Genomic DNA, 16,071 nt, shown 5'->3' with positions numbered 1-16,071 from the left:
TCTACAATAAAAAAATTTCATCAAGATAGGTGACATTGTCACAAATAGGCGCACACAGAGGAAACTGAGTCGGCGAAATTTCGACTAGCCTTGTAAGAAAAAGGGAGACGTATGACTGAAAGCGCACAAATACAAACGGAACATCGCCACTGGATTCTGATTGCCTGCATGCTGGCGATGTTTATGGCTGCCATTGAGGTCACCATTGTGGCCACGGCCATGCCAACCATCATTGCCGATCTTGGCGGTTTCGCGCAGTTTGGCTGGGTGTTTTCTATTTATCTGCTGACGCAGGCGGTGAGCGTCCCGTTGTATGGCAGACTGGCGGATATCTGGGGCCGCAAACGATTATTTTTCATCGGCGTAACGCTGTTTTTGCTGGGCTCGGTGCTATGCGGTTTTGCCCATAGTATGACGTGGCTGATTGTGTTTCGTGCCTTTCAGGGACTGGGTGCCGGGGCGATTATGCCGCTGACCACCACCATCGTGGCGGACATTTATTCGCCGCGCGAGCGCGCCAGCGTGCAGGGCTGGCTCTCCAGCGTCTGGGGTGTCGCGGCCGTCATCGGTCCGCTCAGCGGCGCCTGGCTGGTTCAGCACTTTAACTGGTCGGTGATTTTCTGGGTAAACGTGCCGATTGGTCTGCTCTCAATGCTGCAGCTGGCGCGTTTTCTGCCGGCGCGCGAACAGCATCAGGGCGCAACGCTGAATCTGACCGGCAGCTGCTGGTTGATGATCAGCGTCACCGCACTGCTGGTGGCGCTGCTACAGGCGGAAGCGCTGGGGTTCTGGCTGGTGCCGTTTCTGGCGCTGGCGCTGCTGGCCGGCTGGCGGCTGAAACATCACGAGCAGCGCGCCGATGCGCCGCTGTTTCCGCTGGCGCTGTGGCGCAGCCGCCTGATTGTGGCCGGCAATGCCGGGAACCTGATTATCGGGGCCACCATGATGGGCATCAGCGCGTTTCTGCCGACGTGGATTCAGGGCATTACTGGCGGCACGCCGCTGCAGGCGGGCAGCGCGCTGGCGATGATGTCAATTGGCTGGCCGCTGGCCAGTACGCTCAGCGGGCGCCTGATGCTGATCACCTCGTATCGTTTTACCGCGCAGCTCGGCGCGTTTTTACTGATTGCCGGCAGCGCGCTGTTACTGCTGCTGCGCGCCGACAGCAGCATCATGCAGGCCGGGCTGACGGCGTTTGTTATTGGCACCGGGATGGGCATGACCAGCACCACCTTTCTGGTTTCGGTACAAAATCATGCGCACTATGAAATTCGCGGCATCTGCACCGCCTCAATTATGTTCAGCCGCATGCTGGGATCGGCGATCGGCACGGCGATAATGGGCGCGGTGCTCAATCTCAACCTGTCGCTGCGGCTGCCGCAGGCCAGCGATCCGATGCAGAAAATTATGGCACCGGAGAGCCGTCAGGCGCTGCCGCAGGAGCAGTTACACTTCTGGACCGGGCAGATTGCCAGTTCGCTGCACTGGGTATTTGTGGTGTCATTGCTGATTGCGCTGCTGACGTTGTGGATTGCGTGGCTGATGCCGCGTCAGCGGCCGGAGGCGGAATAAAGCAGGGCGGCCGACCAGCCGCCCGAAGAGATTACTGTGCGGGAGCATCCTGCGAGCTGCCCGCGCTGTCCGGCACGCTGCTGTCCGCATCGCGACCGTTTTTCTTGTAAACGATTTTCTGCGTGTCGTTTTCACAGTGGCCAACGACCTGACCACCTGCCTGATCAACCTGATCGTTCGGCACGATATCCAGCGTAAAATCCGATTCCGCCACGCCATTGTTGATGATCTTTTTGCTGATGTCGGCGCGCACGCTTTCGCAGGACGCCTGCACCGCCAGCGGTAACGCTAGCGCCATTAGCAACACAACTGCATTACGTTTTTTCATCACTCACTCCTTGTTGCGTCATTCCCGTGAAAACTATAGCAGCTGGCGCGCATTACGGCGCCAGCGGACGGCCGGTGCGGCGATCGAGGCAGCGCAGGGTGTTCGGTTCCCAGTACGCATTAACGTTGTAGCTTTTTTCGCAGGCGTCGCGGGTATCAAAGGCCCGGTCTGCCTTGTCGAACTCTTTCTCCACGCGGGTATTTACCTTGTTACGCAGGTTGCGCGTATCGTTCCACTGCTCTTTGCTCTGACGCGCCGCCTCGTTGCTGGCCGCGTTGTTGCCATCTTCAATAATCAGGCGATCCGTCTTAGCGACAGCCAGCGGCGCAGTCAGCAATACGCTGGCGGTCAGCGTGGTAGCCAGCAGGGCGGAAAACAGTTTTTTCATCGTCATTTCCTTTCGTTAACTCCAGCACAGCGCGCAGGGCGGCTGTCACAACACTGTCTGCCAGTATATCATCGCTGCTTCTTTGCTCACCAGCGGTGAGCGGTTTGTTTAACGATCAGAGAGACTTTGTATGCTGGTGAAAACCGCGCTGCTGTTTTTTATCACTGCGATTGCCGAGATCACTGGCTGTTTTCTGCCGTGGCTGTGGCTGAAGCGCGGCATGAGCGCCTGGCTATTGTTACCGGCCGCAGCCAGCCTGGCGCTGTTTGTCTGGCTGCTGACCCTGCATCCGGCAGCCAGCGGTCGGGTTTATGCGGCTTATGGCGGCGTGTATGTGTTAACGGCGCTGATCTGGCTGCGGCTGGTCGATGGCGTCAAACTGAGTGCGTGGGATTGGGTCGGTGCGCTGGTGGCGTTCAGCGGCATGCTGATTATCGTTATCGGCTGGGGCAAGGCCTGAACCGGGCGCGCAGGGCGACCCGACGGGCCGCCACGCGCAGCTTGCTTATCCTTTAAACACTTTCAGTCCGGCGGTGGTTTGCGTCACCGGCATGATTTCCAGCGTGTTGATGTTGACGTGCTTCGGCAGCGTGGTCACCCAATAGACCGCTTCCGTCACGTCTTCCGCCGTCAGCGCGGTGGTGCCTTCATACACCGCATCCGCGCGGCCATCGTCACCTTTGAAGCGCACGTTCGAAAACTCGGTGCCGCCCACCAGGCCAGGCTCGATATCGGTGACGCGCAGCGCGGTGCCGTGCAGGTCGGTGCGCAGGTTGAGGCTGAACTGGCGCACAAACGCCTTGGTTGCCCCGTACACGTTGCCGCCGGCGTACGGCCAACTGCCGGCTATCGAGCCAATGTTGACGATGTGACCGACGTTGCGCTCTACCATGGCAGGCAGCACGGCGCGCGTCATATACACCAGCCCTTTGTTGTTGGTGTCGATCATATTTTCCCAGTCTTCAACGCTGGCTTTATGCGCCGGTTCGACGCCCAGCGCCAGCCCGGCATTGTTCACCAGCACATCGATATCACGCCATTCGGCGGGCAGGGCAGCGATGGCTTCTTCGATAGCCGCGCGGTTACGCACATCCAGCTGCACGGTATACAGGTTGTCGCCCAGTTCCTGTTTTAATTCCTGCAAACGCTCAGCACGGCGTCCGCTGGCGATCACTTTGTGACCTGTAGCAATGAAGCGGCGGGTGATACTTTGACCAAAACCGGCGGTCGCACCGGTAACAAAAATAATCATCTCACTGTTCCTTATACGATTTCAGGTTCTCTGCCACACCTTAGCATCAACCCCGCAGCGGCGCTCATGAAAAGCGTGAGCGGCGTGTTGCAGAATCTTTCCTGCACGTTTGCGGTGCAGTCCTGCACCATGAGCGTGCCCGATCAGGCACCTTTTCCCGGCGTAAAACGCCAGCGCAATGCGCAAGGGCAATACCACGAACAGGCAATCGGTTACGCATACGATTGCCTGCAATTTTTGCGACGATAATCGCGTTGAAATTGGGTATTTATCTGAATTTAAAGTGATTGTTGGGTGGACTTGCCTGGCATGCGGTTTGCAATATCTTTGCTATATCTATCTGAAACCTGCATTACACCCTGAAGGAAGCGTCATGTCTGACTCTGTTGTAACCCGCCTGCGCGCCAGTTTTTTTGATTTCCCCGCGCTGGCTGACAAGCCCGATGGCCTCGCCGACCAGGCACGCTACCTCGAAGACGGTCTGCTGACGCTGCGCGACGGCAAAGTGGTGAGCCTGGAGCGCTGGCAGCCGGCACATCAACACCTGGAATCAACGCAGGTGATCGATCTGCGCGGCAAGCTGATCCTGCCGGGGTTTGTGGATACCCATATTCACTATCCGCAGACCGAAATGATCGGCGCGTTCGGTGAACAGCTGCTGGAGTGGCTCAATCAGTACACTTTTCCGGTCGAGAGCCAGTACCACTGTGCGGCGCACGCGGCACGCATGTCAGCGTTTTTCCTGCAACAGCTGCTGGCCAACGGCACCACGACTGCGCTGGTGTTTGGTACGGTGCATCCGCAATCGGTAGACGCGCTGTTCAGCGCCGCCGAACAGCTGGAGATGCGGCTGATTGCCGGCAAGGTAATGATGGATCGCCACGCACCGCCGGAACTGACCGAAACGCCGGCGCAAAGTTATCAGCAGACGCGTGAGCTGATTCAGCGCTGGCACCAGCGCGGGCGTCTCGGTTATGCGCTGACGCCGCGCTTTGCGCCGACCTCATCGCCGCAGCTGCTGGAAAAAGTGCAGCAGCTGAAAAACGAGTTTCCCGACACCTGGCTGCATACCCATCTCAGCGAAAATCAGCAGGAGATCGCCTGGGTAAAAACGCTGTTTCCCGCCCATGATGGCTATCTTGATGTGTATCACCAGCATCAGCTCACCGGCAAACGCAGCGTATTTGCCCACTGCCTGCATCTTGAGGATCGCGAATGGCAGTGCCTGCACGATACCGACTCGGCGATGGCCTTCTGTCCGACCTCCAACCTGTTCCTCGGCAGCGGACTGTTCAATCTTAAACGCCGCTGGCAGCAGCGCGTGCGCATGGGCATGGGCACCGATGTCGGCGCCGGCACCACCTTCAATATGCTGCAGACGCTGGGTGAAGCCTATAAGGTGGGGCAGCTGCAGCAGTACAAACTCAGCGCCGCAGAAGCGATTTACCACGCCACGCTGGGCGGCGCCCATGCGCTGGATCTTGATGACAAAATCGGCAACTTTAACCCCGGTAAAGAGGCGGATTTTGTGGTGATCGATCCTGCCGTATCACCGCTGCAGCAGCTGCGCATGGCCAACAGCGACGATATCCATCAGCGTTTGTTTGTCCTGATGACGCTGGGTGATGACCGTAACATCGCGCAAACCTGGGTCAACGGGAAGTGTGTGTGGCAGCGCGAAAGCCATACGCACGCGCAAGGTTGTTGCCAGGCGACGAAACTGCCAGGATAAAAGCATCCCGCCGCAGGTGGCTGCGGCGTTGCTGATTATCAGGAGCGATAATGACTTCACGTGCCAATCCGTTTTTTAACGTCAGCCCGTTGCCGTACCAGACACCGCCGTTTGATCTGATCGACGAAGCGCATTTCCTGCCGGCGCTGGAAGCCGGAATCGCCGAAAAGCGCCAGGAAGTGGCGGCCATCGCCAGCAACCCCGAGCCGGCAACCTTTGCTAATACCTATGAAGCGCTGGAGCGCAGCGGTAGCCTGCTAAATCGCGTGTACCCCGTTTTTGCCGCGATGACCTCAGCCAATACCAGCGAGCGGCTCCAGCAGGTTGACGAGCTGATCACCCCGCAGCTGACGGCGCTCAATGACGAAATCTACCTTAACCCGGCGCTGTTTGCGCGGCTCGACAGCGTGTATCAGCAGCGCGGTTCGCAGTGCCCGGATGCCGAAGCGATGCGTCTGGTAGAAGTCACCTGGCAGCGCTTCCAGCTGGCCGGCGCCAGCCTGAGTCAGCGCGATAAAGCGCAACTGCGCGCCTGCAATCAGGAGCTGGCCAGTCTGGGCACGCGTTTCGGTAACCGGCTGCTGGCAGCAACTAACGCTGCGGCTTATACCGTCAGCAGCGCGGCGGCGCTGGACGGTCTGTCGCCGGCGGCGCTGGCACAGGCGAAGGATGCCGCCGAGGCGCGCGGGCTGCACGACGCATGGCTAATCCCTCTGCAAAATACCACCCAGCAGCCGGTGCTGCAGTCGCTGACGGTGCGCGCCACGCGCGAAGCGCTGTTTCAGCAGGCGCTGACGCGCAGCGAGCAGGGTGACGACAACGACACGCGCGCCATCGTATCGCGCATGGCGCAACTGCGTGCGCAGCAGGCCAGTCTGCTGGGCTTCGACAGCTTCGCAGCATGGAGCCTGCAGGATCAGATGGCGAAAACGCCGGAAGCCGCCCAGTCCTTCATGCGCAACATCGTGCCCGCCGCGACGGCGCGCGCCGGGCGTGAAGCGGCGGATATTCAGCAGCTGATCGCCGATCAAAACCACAGCTTCACGCTGCGCGCCTGGGACTGGAATTACTACGCGGAGCAGGTACGCACCGCGCAATACGCGCTGGACGAAGGGCAAATCCGCCCCTATTTTGAGCTCAACACTGTACTGGAAAAGGGCGTGTTCTGGTGTGCCAGCCAGCTGTATGGCATTCGATTTGAACAGCGCCACGATCTGCCGGTCTACCATTCGGACGTCAACGTTTATGAGATTTTCGATGCCGACGGTGCACCGTTAGCGCTGTTCTACACTGACTTCTTCACGCGGGATAACAAGAGCGGTGGCGCATGGATGGGCAATTTCGTCGACCAGTCGACATTGCTGGAAAGCCGGCCGGTGATTTACAACGTCTGCAATTACAGCAAGCCGCAGCCCGGTCAGCCGGCACTGCTCAGCTGGGATGAGGTGATCACGCTGTTCCATGAATTTGGCCACACGCTGCACGGCCTGTTCGCCACCCAGCGCTATGCCAGCCTGTCCGGCACCGCCACACCGCGTGATTTTGTCGAGTTTCCGTCGCAAATCAACGAACACTGGGCCAGTCAGGATCAGGTTTTTGCCCACTATGCACGCCATTATCAGACCGGTGAAGCGATGCCCGCAGTGCTGCGCGACAAAATGGTGCGCGCCGCGAAATTCAACAAAGGCTATGACATGACCGAACTGCTGGCGGCGGCACTGCTTGATTTGCAGTGGCACTCGCTGTCACCGCACGATAATCCGCAGGATGTCAGCCATTTTGAGCAGCAGGCGCTGGCGGCGGAGAATATTGCCCTGAGTGCCGTGCCGCCGCGCTATCGTTCCAGCTACTTCCGTCATATCTGGGGTGGCGGCTATGCGGCCGGGTATTACGCCTATATCTGGACGCAGATGCTGGCCGACGATGGTTATCAGGCGTTTGTCGAGCGGGGCGGTATGACGCGCGAAAATGGTCAGCGCTTCCGTGAGCAGATTCTGTCGCGCGGTAACAGCAGCGATCTGCAGCATCTGTGGCTGGCCTGGCGCGGTAAAGCGCCGGACATCGGGCCGATGCTGAAACACCGCGGCCTCGACGAGGCGTAACGCGCCGTAACCGAAGGGCCAGCCAGCGGTGCAGCTGGCTGGCCTGCACGCTTATCCCAGCGGACCGCCTTCAATGGTGTCACACATGCCGGCCAGCACGCGCTCGCCAGTTTCCTCTTTCAGTCCGGCATACCATTCCGCGGTGACCGCCGCATCTTTGGCGTGGGTGACATCACAACGCTTGCGCGCTTTCAGCACCAAATCACGGGTGCGCTCGACGCGGCGCGCTTCATAGCGCAGCAGCCCGTCCTCAATGCCCAGCGAGTGGGCGGTCAGGGTTTGCGCCAGTACCACCGCATCTTCCATGGCCGCACAGCCGCCCTGACCGATATCCGGCGTGGTGCTGTGTGCCGCATCCCCCAGCAGCGCCACACGTCCTCTGACAAAGCGGCTGAAGGGTTCGATATCATGAATCTCCACGCGATTGGTGGTTTGTGCGTCAATGCTGGCGATCAGCCGCTGAACCGGCTCGGCCCAGCCGGCAAAATAGCCGCGCAGATCGTCTTTCACCGTTGCGCGATCCTGCGCCAGCCCTTTCGGCAGCGGGACATCAAAGAAAAAGTAGAAGCGGTTACCGCTCACCGGCATCAGCGAGACGCGCTTGCCCTCGCCGACAAACGTGGTCCACTGATCGGCGGGCGCGATGCTTTCATCGATAGTGACCAGGCCATTCCAGTTGACGTAGCCTGCGTAGCGGCGCTCGACGTGTTCGCCCAGCACGTGATGGCGAATCACCGAGTGGGTGCCGTCGGCGGCCACCATAAAATCCCCTTCAGCCTGGCTGCCGTCATCAAACCAGGCGGTCACGCCGCTGGCATGCTGCTCCACTCGCACAACGCGTTTGCCAAAGCGAATGCGTTCGCGGCCGTAGCTGTCGATCAGCAGCGCCTGTAACTCTGCGCGTGCGACCGGATAAGGATACTCGCCGACCTGCTGCACCAGCGGTGACAAACTGAAGCGGGTCAGGGTGCTGCCGCTGTGGCCATTGTTGTAAGCCATAAACGCCATATTGCCGCCGAGCGCGCGCAGCTGTGCCTTGAGACCCAGCGCATTGAGGCACTTCACGCCGTTAGGCCAGATAGAGATGGCCGCGCCGACCGGTTTCATCTCTTTCACCGCTTCATACACTGCGGTGCTGAAACCCGCTTTTTCCAGCGCCAGCGCCGCGCTCATGCCGCCGATACCCGCTCCAATCACAATCGCTTTCATTACCGTCTCCTTTACTGTGCACCCTAAGCCCTGCAACTTTTGTACCATCTTGCAGGGCTAGGGTGATGGTGAGTTAAAGTATTGAAAATAATTATTTCTATTCTGGTTGGGTCAGACGCTGCTTCGGCAATGGGCACAGATGCTGCACCTTAACAGGGCGTCATCCGGGGGAAGGTGAACCAAAGGTTTCACGCTGGCAATCATCCGGCCAGCGTTCATACTCTCTACATCCATCCTGCGAGGACTGAATGATGAAGTGGATAACGATGTTATTTCTGCTGGGCAGCCTGAGCGCAGCGGCGCAAACACCGTGGCAGCCGGAGAGAAAAGGGGATGTGCCGCAGCTCACGCCGGTAGCAGCGAAGTGTGATGTCTCTTCCTGTCAGCAGAACTGTTACGTGCAGCAATCGCAGTGCAAGAATGACAACGGCGGCGGCTGTGGCTCGCTGGCGCAGATTTGCGTACAAAACTGTGCCAGCCAGTGCCGCTAGAGCGTTTACGGATCGTCTTTGATACGGCGATCGATGGCGAAGGGTGCGGAGGTCGCTGTGGCAATCAGCGCGGCCGCGCCCGGATGATCGGGGTTAAACAGCGCATTATCTTCGCCGGTGAGGATGCTGGGTACCGTCATCAGCAGGGGAAAGCCGTTGTGCGGATCGAGAAACGCCGCGCCGATGGCCTGCGTCTCCTCCTGCTGCTGATATTTTTCCCAGCCGGCCGGCAGTTTACTGCTGTCGAGGGCGATGATGTCGGACTCGGGTACCGCCACGGTAAACACCACAAAGCGGCTTTGCTCCAGCAGCGTTTTCCCGGCGTGCACCACCAGTTCCAGCGTCGCCAGCGCTTTTGAGCTGCTGAGGTAAACCGCTTTCATCCCGGGCGGATTCCAGCGGCCACCCCATTTTTCTGCGCCAGCACCGTTAAACGCCTGGCTGGCGTACTCCGCTTTGACAATTCGATAGAACACCCTGACGGGTGCGGCCGGATCCTTCCGTCGTGTCATCAGACAATCACTCCGTGCTCAAGGCGGCCAATCAGCGTCAGCACCGCATCGCAGCCGGCGGGCGTACTGAGCATGTTAATCGGCTGCGCGTTGTCGAGCGCCAGTGCAGGCTGATACATCCAGTGCATCGCCACTTCCGGATCGCCAGCGAACAGCTGGATCACCGCATCCAGCACTTCAAACACCTGATAGATGCGTGCACCCTGTTCGACCGAGAGCTGCGATCCAGACTTCTCGCGGCGCCGGTAGGTGTTGCGGTCAATCGAGACCATTTGCGCGATGTCGATCGGCGTCGCTTTCAGAATCGTGGCGGCGCGTTCGACAATGCCGACATCCATGCCGTCGGTGATCAACTTATGCGCCTTAAGCCGGTTACGCGGCAGCCCCATCTGATCCATAAAAGAGGGGCGGGCGTGCTGAATCAGCGACGGATCAAAGATGCGCGATCCGCTGGTGGGATTAAAAGCCGATGCGGTGGACATCACAACCTCCTGATAATGTTCATGTGAACATTTTAATGCATCAAGTGTACAGCATTTGCCCGCCGGTGTCATGGTTTGTTCACGCCGCACCGCCATTAACTGGCGGTGCGCCAGATGTCGCTCATCGCCAGCTCAAGTTTTTTAAACAGCCGGTAGCGTGTGTCATGGAACGCGAAGCGCGCCGCGCGGGGCTGCAGCGCCTCCGGCGTAAGCGTGACCGCCTGCTGCACGGCGGCAGCCAGATTCGGCCACTGACCCACGCCCACGCCCGCACACAGGGCCGCGCCCAGCGCCCCGGTTTCGTGGCAGGTTGCGACGCGAATCGGCATCCCCAGCACATCCGCAAACATTTGCGGCCAGACACTGCTGCGCGTCGCGCCGCCGGAGAGCGTGGCCTGGTTGACCGTAATGCCGGCCGCGCGCAGCCGGTCAATGTGCGCCCGGTGGGCAAAGGTCACGCCTTCAAACAGGGCAAACAGCATGTCAGCGCGCGTATGCCAGCCGCCGAGGCCGTAAAAGCCGGCTTTGGCGGGTTCGGCTTTCCGCCCTGAATAGAGGTAAGGGTGATACAGCGGCAGCTGCGCGTCAGGCCTGACCTGTGCCACGCTGTCGCTGCTGCGCGCCGCGCCCTGGCCGGCGCGGCCATCATCAAATTCACGCAGGAACCAGTCAAGATTGGCGGCAGAAGTGGCGCTGGCCTCGATCGCCATGTAGCGGTCGCGTTCGATGATCGAATTCATAAACACCGGGCGCAGATAGTCAGGTTTGTCGACCACCACCTGATTGATGCTCCAGGTACCGGCGACAATGGAGGCCTCACCGCAGTTCACTACGCCCGAGCCGACCGCGCTGGCAACCACGTCAAACATGCCGGCCACCACCGGGATGCCGGCCGGTAAACCGGTGAGCTGTGCCGCCCGGGCCGAGACCACGCCGGTAACCTCGCAGGATTCATGCAGAGGTGGTAGCAGGGCGAGCGCCTCTTCGATGCCATATAACGCCAGCAATTCACGACTGTAGCCGCGCTGGCGGTAATCAATCAGCCCGGCACCGGCGGCATCCGAATAGTCCGCGCTGACGTTGCCGCACAGAAAATGGGCGATGACATCTTTGGCACACAGCAGATGGCCGATCTGCGCCCAGCGTTCCGGCTGATGCTGACGCATCCAGCTGATCAGCACCGGCGTGGCGGCGGGCCACGGTTTTTGCAACGACAGCGCGTAAATCTGCTGCGCCGCACCGCTGGATTCCAGCGCCTGTACCGTGGCGCTGGCGCGATGATCAATCGACTGGATGCCAAACAGCGGGCGCTGCTGACGATCCAGCGCATACAACCCGTTGCCGTGACCGGCGGCCCCGACGGCAATCACTTCGCTGCCACGCGTGCCGGCTTGCTGCAGGCAGCGACTCACCGCGTTGCTGACGCCGCGCCAGATATCTTCAACTGGCCGTTCAGCAAAGCCTTCCTGCGGCTGATGCGTTTCGCCTGCGCACTCCGCTACCGACAGCACGCGGCCGCTCAGGTCAAACAGTACCGCTTTGATCATGGTATTTCCGGCATCGATGCCGAGAATCTGGCTCATATCCGACTCCGTTTCAGGCGAAGACGGCGCACCGCTTAAGCGCCGGTGCAGGTCACGCTTAACCCTGCTGGTAGATGTCCAGCGCATCCGCGCCGCTGACACCCTGATGAATAATCGCCATCAGCGCGCTGACCACGCGTGATGGATTATCATGTTGATAAACGTTGCGGCCATACACCATGCCGCTGGCACCCTGCGCCATCAGCGCGGCGCTTTTCGCCAGCACCGCGCCCAGTTCCCCTTTGCCGCCGCCGCGCACCAGCGTCGGACAGCGCGCCGCCTCCACCACGCGATGGAAATCCTCTACGTTGTCCGTGGGGTCGGCTTTAATGATGTCGGCGCCCAGCTCCCGCGCCAGACGCACCAGCGGCACGATTTGTCTGACGTCACCCAGCGAGCCGTACGCCGCGCCCTGGCCGGCGGGGGCCATCACCAGCGGCTCCACCATTAGCGGCATGGCATAGCGATCGCAGGCATGGCGCAGGCGGCCAATGTTCTCCACGCACATGCGAAAAATGCCCGGTTCATCCGGGATCTGGTAGAGATTGACCACCACCGCGGCGGCATCCATCTGCAGCGCGGCAAGAATCGGTGCCTCCGGATTATGCAGTACCGCCCACATCTCGCGGTGGCGCGCCGCGTTATAGGCATTGCCGACGTCGGTGCGCATCACCAGCGCCGGTTTGCGCCCGGCAACGCGCTGCAGCAGATCGGCCTGACCATAATTGACCTGGATCGCATCCGGCTGTGCGGCAATCAGGTTGCGCATCACGCTTTCAATATCTTCCAGCCCCAGCAGAAAATCGGGCTCGTTGGCGATGCCATGGTCGATCGCCACATCCAGGCACTTGCCGTGGTGAAATAACCGGTTGAGGCGAACTTTAGGGGTGAGTGACATCCTGAACTTCCTCCTGTGAAAACGCGGATGCGAGCGCGTGCAGCCCATGGCGCTGCGCCAGGCTGATTGCGGTGCGCTGCAGATGTTCAGCGCGCTGGCTGTCCTGCCAGCCGAGCGAGTCGGCCAGCAGCTGCGAAATTTCCTGCATGAGCGGCGGCGTTAATTCACCGCAGATAGCCAGCGACGTGCGGCGCACCAGCACATCTTCCAGCTGGCACACCTGTTCATGCTCAATCAGATAGCGCAGTTCGGTGGCGCTGTAACCGGCATGATGCTGCAGCGGCTGTTCGCCGTGCTGCTGAATCTGCTGCAGCAGCGGCAGGGCCCGGCTACCGTAGCGTTTCACCAGTTGCGTCACGCGCACCAGCGGAAGGTCATAGTGCTGCGCCAGCGCACTGAGCCAGGCGGGCTGGGCGGACGGCGCCGGAAAATCCCGGCCGCCGCCAATCGGCAGGTCGCTGCTGGAGACGCGACGCTTTTCTCCCAGCAGGCGCAACACGCGGTCGGCGGCCTCTTCCCCGAAGCGGCGGAAGGTGGTCCATTTACCGCCGACCAGACACAGCGTGCTCCAGGCACGCGCGTGGTCAGGCGGCAGCAGCACCAGCGAATGGTTACGCGAAATCTGACCATTCACTTTGGCCTCGCTGGCCGGCAGCGGGCGCACGCCGCAGAAGGTGTAAACCACTGCGGATGCGGGCACCACAATGTCAGGAAATACAAAGCGCAGCGACTCAAGAATGTAAGCCTGCTCTTCGGCTTCGCACACCACGCTATCGGGGTCATCAACGCGGATATCGGTGGAGCCCACCAGCACTTTGCCGAACCAGGGAAACATGATGCACACCCGGCCTTCCTGATTTTCGAAATAGACCATTTCACCGTCCAGCATCTGTAACAGCTGTGGGTGATCGAGGATCAGGTGCGATCCTTTGGTGCCGCCTATCAGTCTGGTCGGTGGTGAATGCACGGCCAGTTGCTGATTCAGCTGGTCGATCCATGCACCGCCGGCATTCACCAGCACGTGCGGCTGCAGGCTAAAGCGCTCACCGCTCAGCGTATCTTCCAGCAGCATCGTCTCGTCGCTGGCGCTGACCACCCGCAGATAATTGAGCGCCAGCGCCTCCGGGCAGGCGCGTTCCGCATCTTCAATCAGCTCAAACCCGAGTCGCTCCGGCGCGCTAATCCACGCGTCGTAGTAGCTGGCGCTGTATTTCACCCAGGGCGCGAAGCCAGGCCAGCGATCGCGCGTGGCGGCTTCGTTACGCAGCTGGTGGCGCGGCATAGCGCCGTACTGTCGCGTGTAGAGGTCGTACAGGCTCAGGCCGGTTTTGATCAGCAGCGCGCCGCGCCGGGTGGGCTTATCGCTCAGGCGCAGGAAACGTCGCGTGGCGTTAACCAGCCCACCGCCGAGATTATCGATCGGTACGGTGGTGCGCAGCGGAAACACATAGTGCGCGGCGTTTTTAAGCAGGCGATCGCGCTCCATCACCGACTCCTTCACCAGGCCAAACTCGCCGGTCTCCAGATAGCGCAAGCCGCCGTGAATCATGCGCGACAGCGCGCCGCTGGCCGCCTGGCACCAGTCACCTTTCTCCACCAGCACCGCAGGAATGCCCTGTAATGCCAGCTCACGAAAAGTACTGATGCCGTTGATGCCGCCGCCGACGATCAGCACCGGCAGCGAACTGCGCGCGCGCAGGCGGCTAAGCCGTTGTTCGCGGGTCAAAACCTGTTCCATTGTCAGCTCCTTGCGATGAACGCTTACTTGTCAAAGGTATAGGAGCGGGCGCAGCAAACGGCAAATCAGGTCATACAGGATGTGATTTTGTTCACTACCAATGAGAATTGTCGGGAAGCCTGGCAGGGGTAACGATATACTGCCGGTCAGACATCATGGTTAACCTGCAGGAAAAGGAATTTTCATGTATTCATGGGCCCGATTAAGCGCACTTGCGCTGCTGGTCAGCGGCAGTGCGCTGGCAACGACATCACCAGACAGCATCATCAAACCGCTGATGCAGCAGTATCAGATCCCCGGTATGGCGGTGGCGATTCTGCACGACGGCAAAACCGAATTTTATAACTACGGCGTGGCATCGAAAGAGAGCGGACAGCCAATCAACGAGCAGACGCTGTTTGAAATCGGTTCGCTGAGTAAAACGTTTACCGCCACCTTAGCCAGCTATGCGGCGCAGCAGAATAAACTGAAATTCAGCGACGCGGCCAGCCAGTGGCTGCCGGAACTGAAAGGCAGCGCTTTTGATCGCGTCTCGCTGCTGAATCTGGCGACGCACACCAGCGGCACGCCGCTGTTCGTACCGGATGACGTGACCAATACCCGCGAGCTGATGCGCTGGTACAAACAGTGGCAGCCAGAGGCCCAGCCGGGCACGGTGCGCGTTTATTCCAACCTCGGTATCGGTATGCTCGGCATGATTGCGGCTAAAAGTCTGCATCAGCCGTTCATCAGCGCGATGGAAAAGCAGCTGCTGCCGGCGATGGGCATGACGCACAGCTATGTGCAGGTGCCTGCATCGCAGATGGGGCGCTACGCCCAGGGTTATAACAAGCAGGATCGCCCGGTGCGGGTCACGCCAGGCCCGCTGGATGCGGAATCGTATGGCCTGAAATCCACCTCTGCCGATCTGATTCGCTGGCTGGCGATCCAGCTGCAGCAGCAGCCGGTTGCGCCCGCGTGGCAGCAGGCGGTAGCCGCCACGCATCAGGGCTATTACCACACCGAGGCGGCGTTCACTCAGGCGATGATGTGGGAGTATTACCCACTGCCGGTCACCACGCAGCAGCTGGTGGACGGCAACAGCGGCGCGCGCATCATGAAGGGCATGAAAGCCACGCTGATTACGCCGCCCCAGACTGCGCCGCAGCAGGCGTGGTACAACAAAACCGGCTCCACCAACGGATTCGCCACCTATGCGGTCTTTATTCCGTCGCAGCGGGTTGCGCTGATTATGCTGGCAAATAAGTGGTTCCCGAATGACGATCGGGTGGTGGCTGCGGAAAAAATCATCAGCAACATCGGGACGGGCGAATGATCACCATCAGAGCGCTGCGCGCCGAAGATTTCATGCCGTGGCTGGCGCTGTGGCAGGGCTATCAGCGCTTTTATCAGACCACCATTGACGATAACACCACCGGCGAGAGCTTCCGCCGCTTGCTGTCCCGCGCGGAACCCATGCACTGTCTGGTGGCCGAGCAGGACGGCGCGATGGTCGGGCTGGTGCATTTCCTTACCCATCGCTCAACCTGGACTCAGGGCGACTACTGCTATTTGCAGGACCTCTACGTCAGCGAAGCCGCGCGCGGTCTGGGCGCCGGCAAGGCGCTGATTCTGGCAGTCTATGAACAGGCAGAGAAGCTCGGCTGTTCGCGCGTTTACTGGCTGACGCAGGCGTCTAATAGCCACGCGCGGGCGCTGTACGATCGGCTGGCGCAACAAACCGACTTTGTGCAGTACCGTCATTTATTCGATCAGCCATAATTTTCCCGGGCTGCCATGGAGGG

At 60.2% G+C, this 16,071-nt stretch carries 17 protein-coding genes; 8 read left to right on the top strand and 9 right to left on the bottom strand.

The window, feature by feature from the left end; all coding sequences use genetic code 11:
* Window positions 1-111 precede the first annotated feature (111 nt).
* Entirely contained in the window at window positions 112-1,572 is a 1,461-nt protein-coding gene (locus AC6I8F_RS09955) for an MDR family MFS transporter (RefSeq protein ID WP_498027978.1), read from the top strand.
* Between the two features lie 31 nt (window positions 1,573-1,603).
* On the opposite strand, the gene AC6I8F_RS09950 is transcribed toward AC6I8F_RS09955, so the two are convergent.
* Together AC6I8F_RS09950 and AC6I8F_RS09945 are read right to left on the bottom strand one after the other, a co-directional pair.
* Complete coding sequence (locus tag AC6I8F_RS09950) at window positions 1,604-1,900, bottom strand: DUF1161 domain-containing protein (RefSeq protein WP_058769782.1); 297 nt, start codon at window positions 1,898-1,900, stop codon at window positions 1,604-1,606.
* Between the two features lie 52 nt (window positions 1,901-1,952).
* Complete coding sequence (locus AC6I8F_RS09945; protein ID WP_010618460.1) at window positions 1,953-2,288, bottom strand: DUF1283 family protein; 336 nt, start codon at window positions 2,286-2,288, stop codon at window positions 1,953-1,955.
* Window positions 2,289-2,421: 133 nt separating this feature from the next.
* Here AC6I8F_RS09945 and AC6I8F_RS09940 point away from each other — a divergent pair, with 133 nt between their 5' ends.
* Window positions 2,422-2,748, top strand: a complete 327-nt coding sequence (locus AC6I8F_RS09940) for a YnfA family protein (protein WP_031279118.1) — start codon at window positions 2,422-2,424, stop codon at window positions 2,746-2,748.
* Window positions 2,749-2,793: 45 nt separating this feature from the next.
* On the opposite strand, the gene ydfG is transcribed toward AC6I8F_RS09940, so the two are convergent.
* Entirely contained in the window at window positions 2,794-3,540 is a 747-nt protein-coding gene (gene ydfG / locus AC6I8F_RS09935; RefSeq protein ID WP_010618462.1) for a bifunctional NADP-dependent 3-hydroxy acid dehydrogenase/3-hydroxypropionate dehydrogenase YdfG, read from the bottom strand.
* A gap of 66 nt (window positions 3,541-3,606) precedes the next feature.
* Between ydfG and AC6I8F_RS09930 the strand changes: the two genes are divergently transcribed.
* From AC6I8F_RS09930 to dcp, 3 genes are all read left to right on the top strand, one after another.
* On the top strand, window positions 3,607-3,789 hold the full coding sequence (locus tag AC6I8F_RS09930; protein WP_152999325.1) for a hypothetical protein: 183 nt from the start codon (window positions 3,607-3,609) through the stop codon (window positions 3,787-3,789).
* A gap of 124 nt (window positions 3,790-3,913) precedes the next feature.
* A complete protein-coding gene (gene guaD / locus AC6I8F_RS09925; protein WP_222950949.1) occupies window positions 3,914-5,272 on the top strand; it encodes a guanine deaminase in 1,359 nt (452 codons plus the stop codon).
* Window positions 5,273-5,322: 50 nt separating this feature from the next.
* On the top strand, window positions 5,323-7,374 hold the full coding sequence (gene dcp / locus AC6I8F_RS09920) for a peptidyl-dipeptidase Dcp (RefSeq protein ID WP_498027977.1): 2,052 nt from the start codon (window positions 5,323-5,325) through the stop codon (window positions 7,372-7,374).
* Window positions 7,375-7,425: 51 nt separating this feature from the next.
* Here dcp and hpxO read toward each other — a convergent pair whose 3' ends face one another.
* Window positions 7,426-8,583: an FAD-dependent urate hydroxylase HpxO gene (gene hpxO, locus AC6I8F_RS09915; RefSeq protein WP_498027976.1), complete on the bottom strand. Its 1,158-nt coding sequence runs from the start codon at window positions 8,581-8,583 to the stop codon at window positions 7,426-7,428.
* A 248-nt stretch (window positions 8,584-8,831) separates the two neighbouring features.
* Between hpxO and AC6I8F_RS09910 the strand changes: the two genes are divergently transcribed.
* On the top strand, window positions 8,832-9,074 hold the full coding sequence (locus AC6I8F_RS09910) for a hypothetical protein (protein ID WP_371221050.1): 243 nt from the start codon (window positions 8,832-8,834) through the stop codon (window positions 9,072-9,074).
* Window positions 9,075-9,079: 5 nt separating this feature from the next.
* Here AC6I8F_RS09910 and AC6I8F_RS09905 read toward each other — a convergent pair whose 3' ends face one another.
* The 5 genes from AC6I8F_RS09905 to AC6I8F_RS09885 all read right to left on the bottom strand — a co-directional run bounded on the left by AC6I8F_RS09905 (window position 9,080) and on the right by AC6I8F_RS09885 (window position 14,287).
* On the bottom strand, window positions 9,080-9,586 hold the full coding sequence (locus AC6I8F_RS09905) for an RES family NAD+ phosphorylase (protein WP_031279110.1): 507 nt from the start codon (window positions 9,584-9,586) through the stop codon (window positions 9,080-9,082).
* Window positions 9,586-10,068 (bottom strand): Xre family toxin-antitoxin system antitoxin, encoded by a 483-nt coding sequence (locus AC6I8F_RS09900; RefSeq protein ID WP_021506062.1) that lies wholly within the window; start codon window positions 10,066-10,068, stop codon window positions 9,586-9,588. The genes AC6I8F_RS09905 and AC6I8F_RS09900 overlap by 1 nt, the downstream gene beginning before the upstream one ends.
* A 95-nt stretch (window positions 10,069-10,163) precedes the next feature.
* The gene (locus AC6I8F_RS09895) at window positions 10,164-11,651 is read right to left on the bottom strand and encodes an FGGY-family carbohydrate kinase (RefSeq protein ID WP_338670256.1); all 1,488 of its coding nucleotides are present in this window, start codon (window positions 11,649-11,651) and stop codon (window positions 10,164-10,166) included.
* 58 nt (window positions 11,652-11,709) lie between these two features.
* Window positions 11,710-12,549 carry a class I fructose-bisphosphate aldolase gene (locus AC6I8F_RS09890; protein WP_021506060.1) on the bottom strand — a complete coding sequence of 280 codons (840 nt, stop codon included), beginning with the start codon at window positions 12,547-12,549 and terminating at the stop codon, window positions 11,710-11,712.
* The gene (locus AC6I8F_RS09885) at window positions 12,533-14,287 is read right to left on the bottom strand and encodes a glycerol-3-phosphate dehydrogenase/oxidase (RefSeq protein WP_498027975.1); all 1,755 of its coding nucleotides are present in this window, start codon (window positions 14,285-14,287) and stop codon (window positions 12,533-12,535) included. Before AC6I8F_RS09885 ends, AC6I8F_RS09890 begins: the two co-directional genes overlap by 17 nt.
* 184 nt (window positions 14,288-14,471) lie before the next feature.
* On the opposite strand from AC6I8F_RS09885, the gene ampC reads away from it, so the two are divergent.
* Together ampC and AC6I8F_RS09875 are read left to right on the top strand one after the other, a co-directional pair.
* Window positions 14,472-15,602, top strand: coding sequence for a class C beta-lactamase (ampC, locus tag AC6I8F_RS09880; protein ID WP_498027974.1), 1,131 nt, complete (start codon window positions 14,472-14,474; stop codon window positions 15,600-15,602).
* On the top strand, window positions 15,599-16,048 hold the full coding sequence (locus tag AC6I8F_RS09875; protein WP_021506057.1) for a GNAT family N-acetyltransferase: 450 nt from the start codon (window positions 15,599-15,601) through the stop codon (window positions 16,046-16,048). The genes ampC and AC6I8F_RS09875 overlap by 4 nt, the downstream gene beginning before the upstream one ends.
* Window positions 16,049-16,071 lie beyond the last annotated feature (23 nt).

This window comes from gamma proteobacterium symbiont of Axiagastus rosmarus (assembly GCF_059730925.1).
This window is presented reverse-complemented; position numbering and strand designations above follow the sequence as displayed.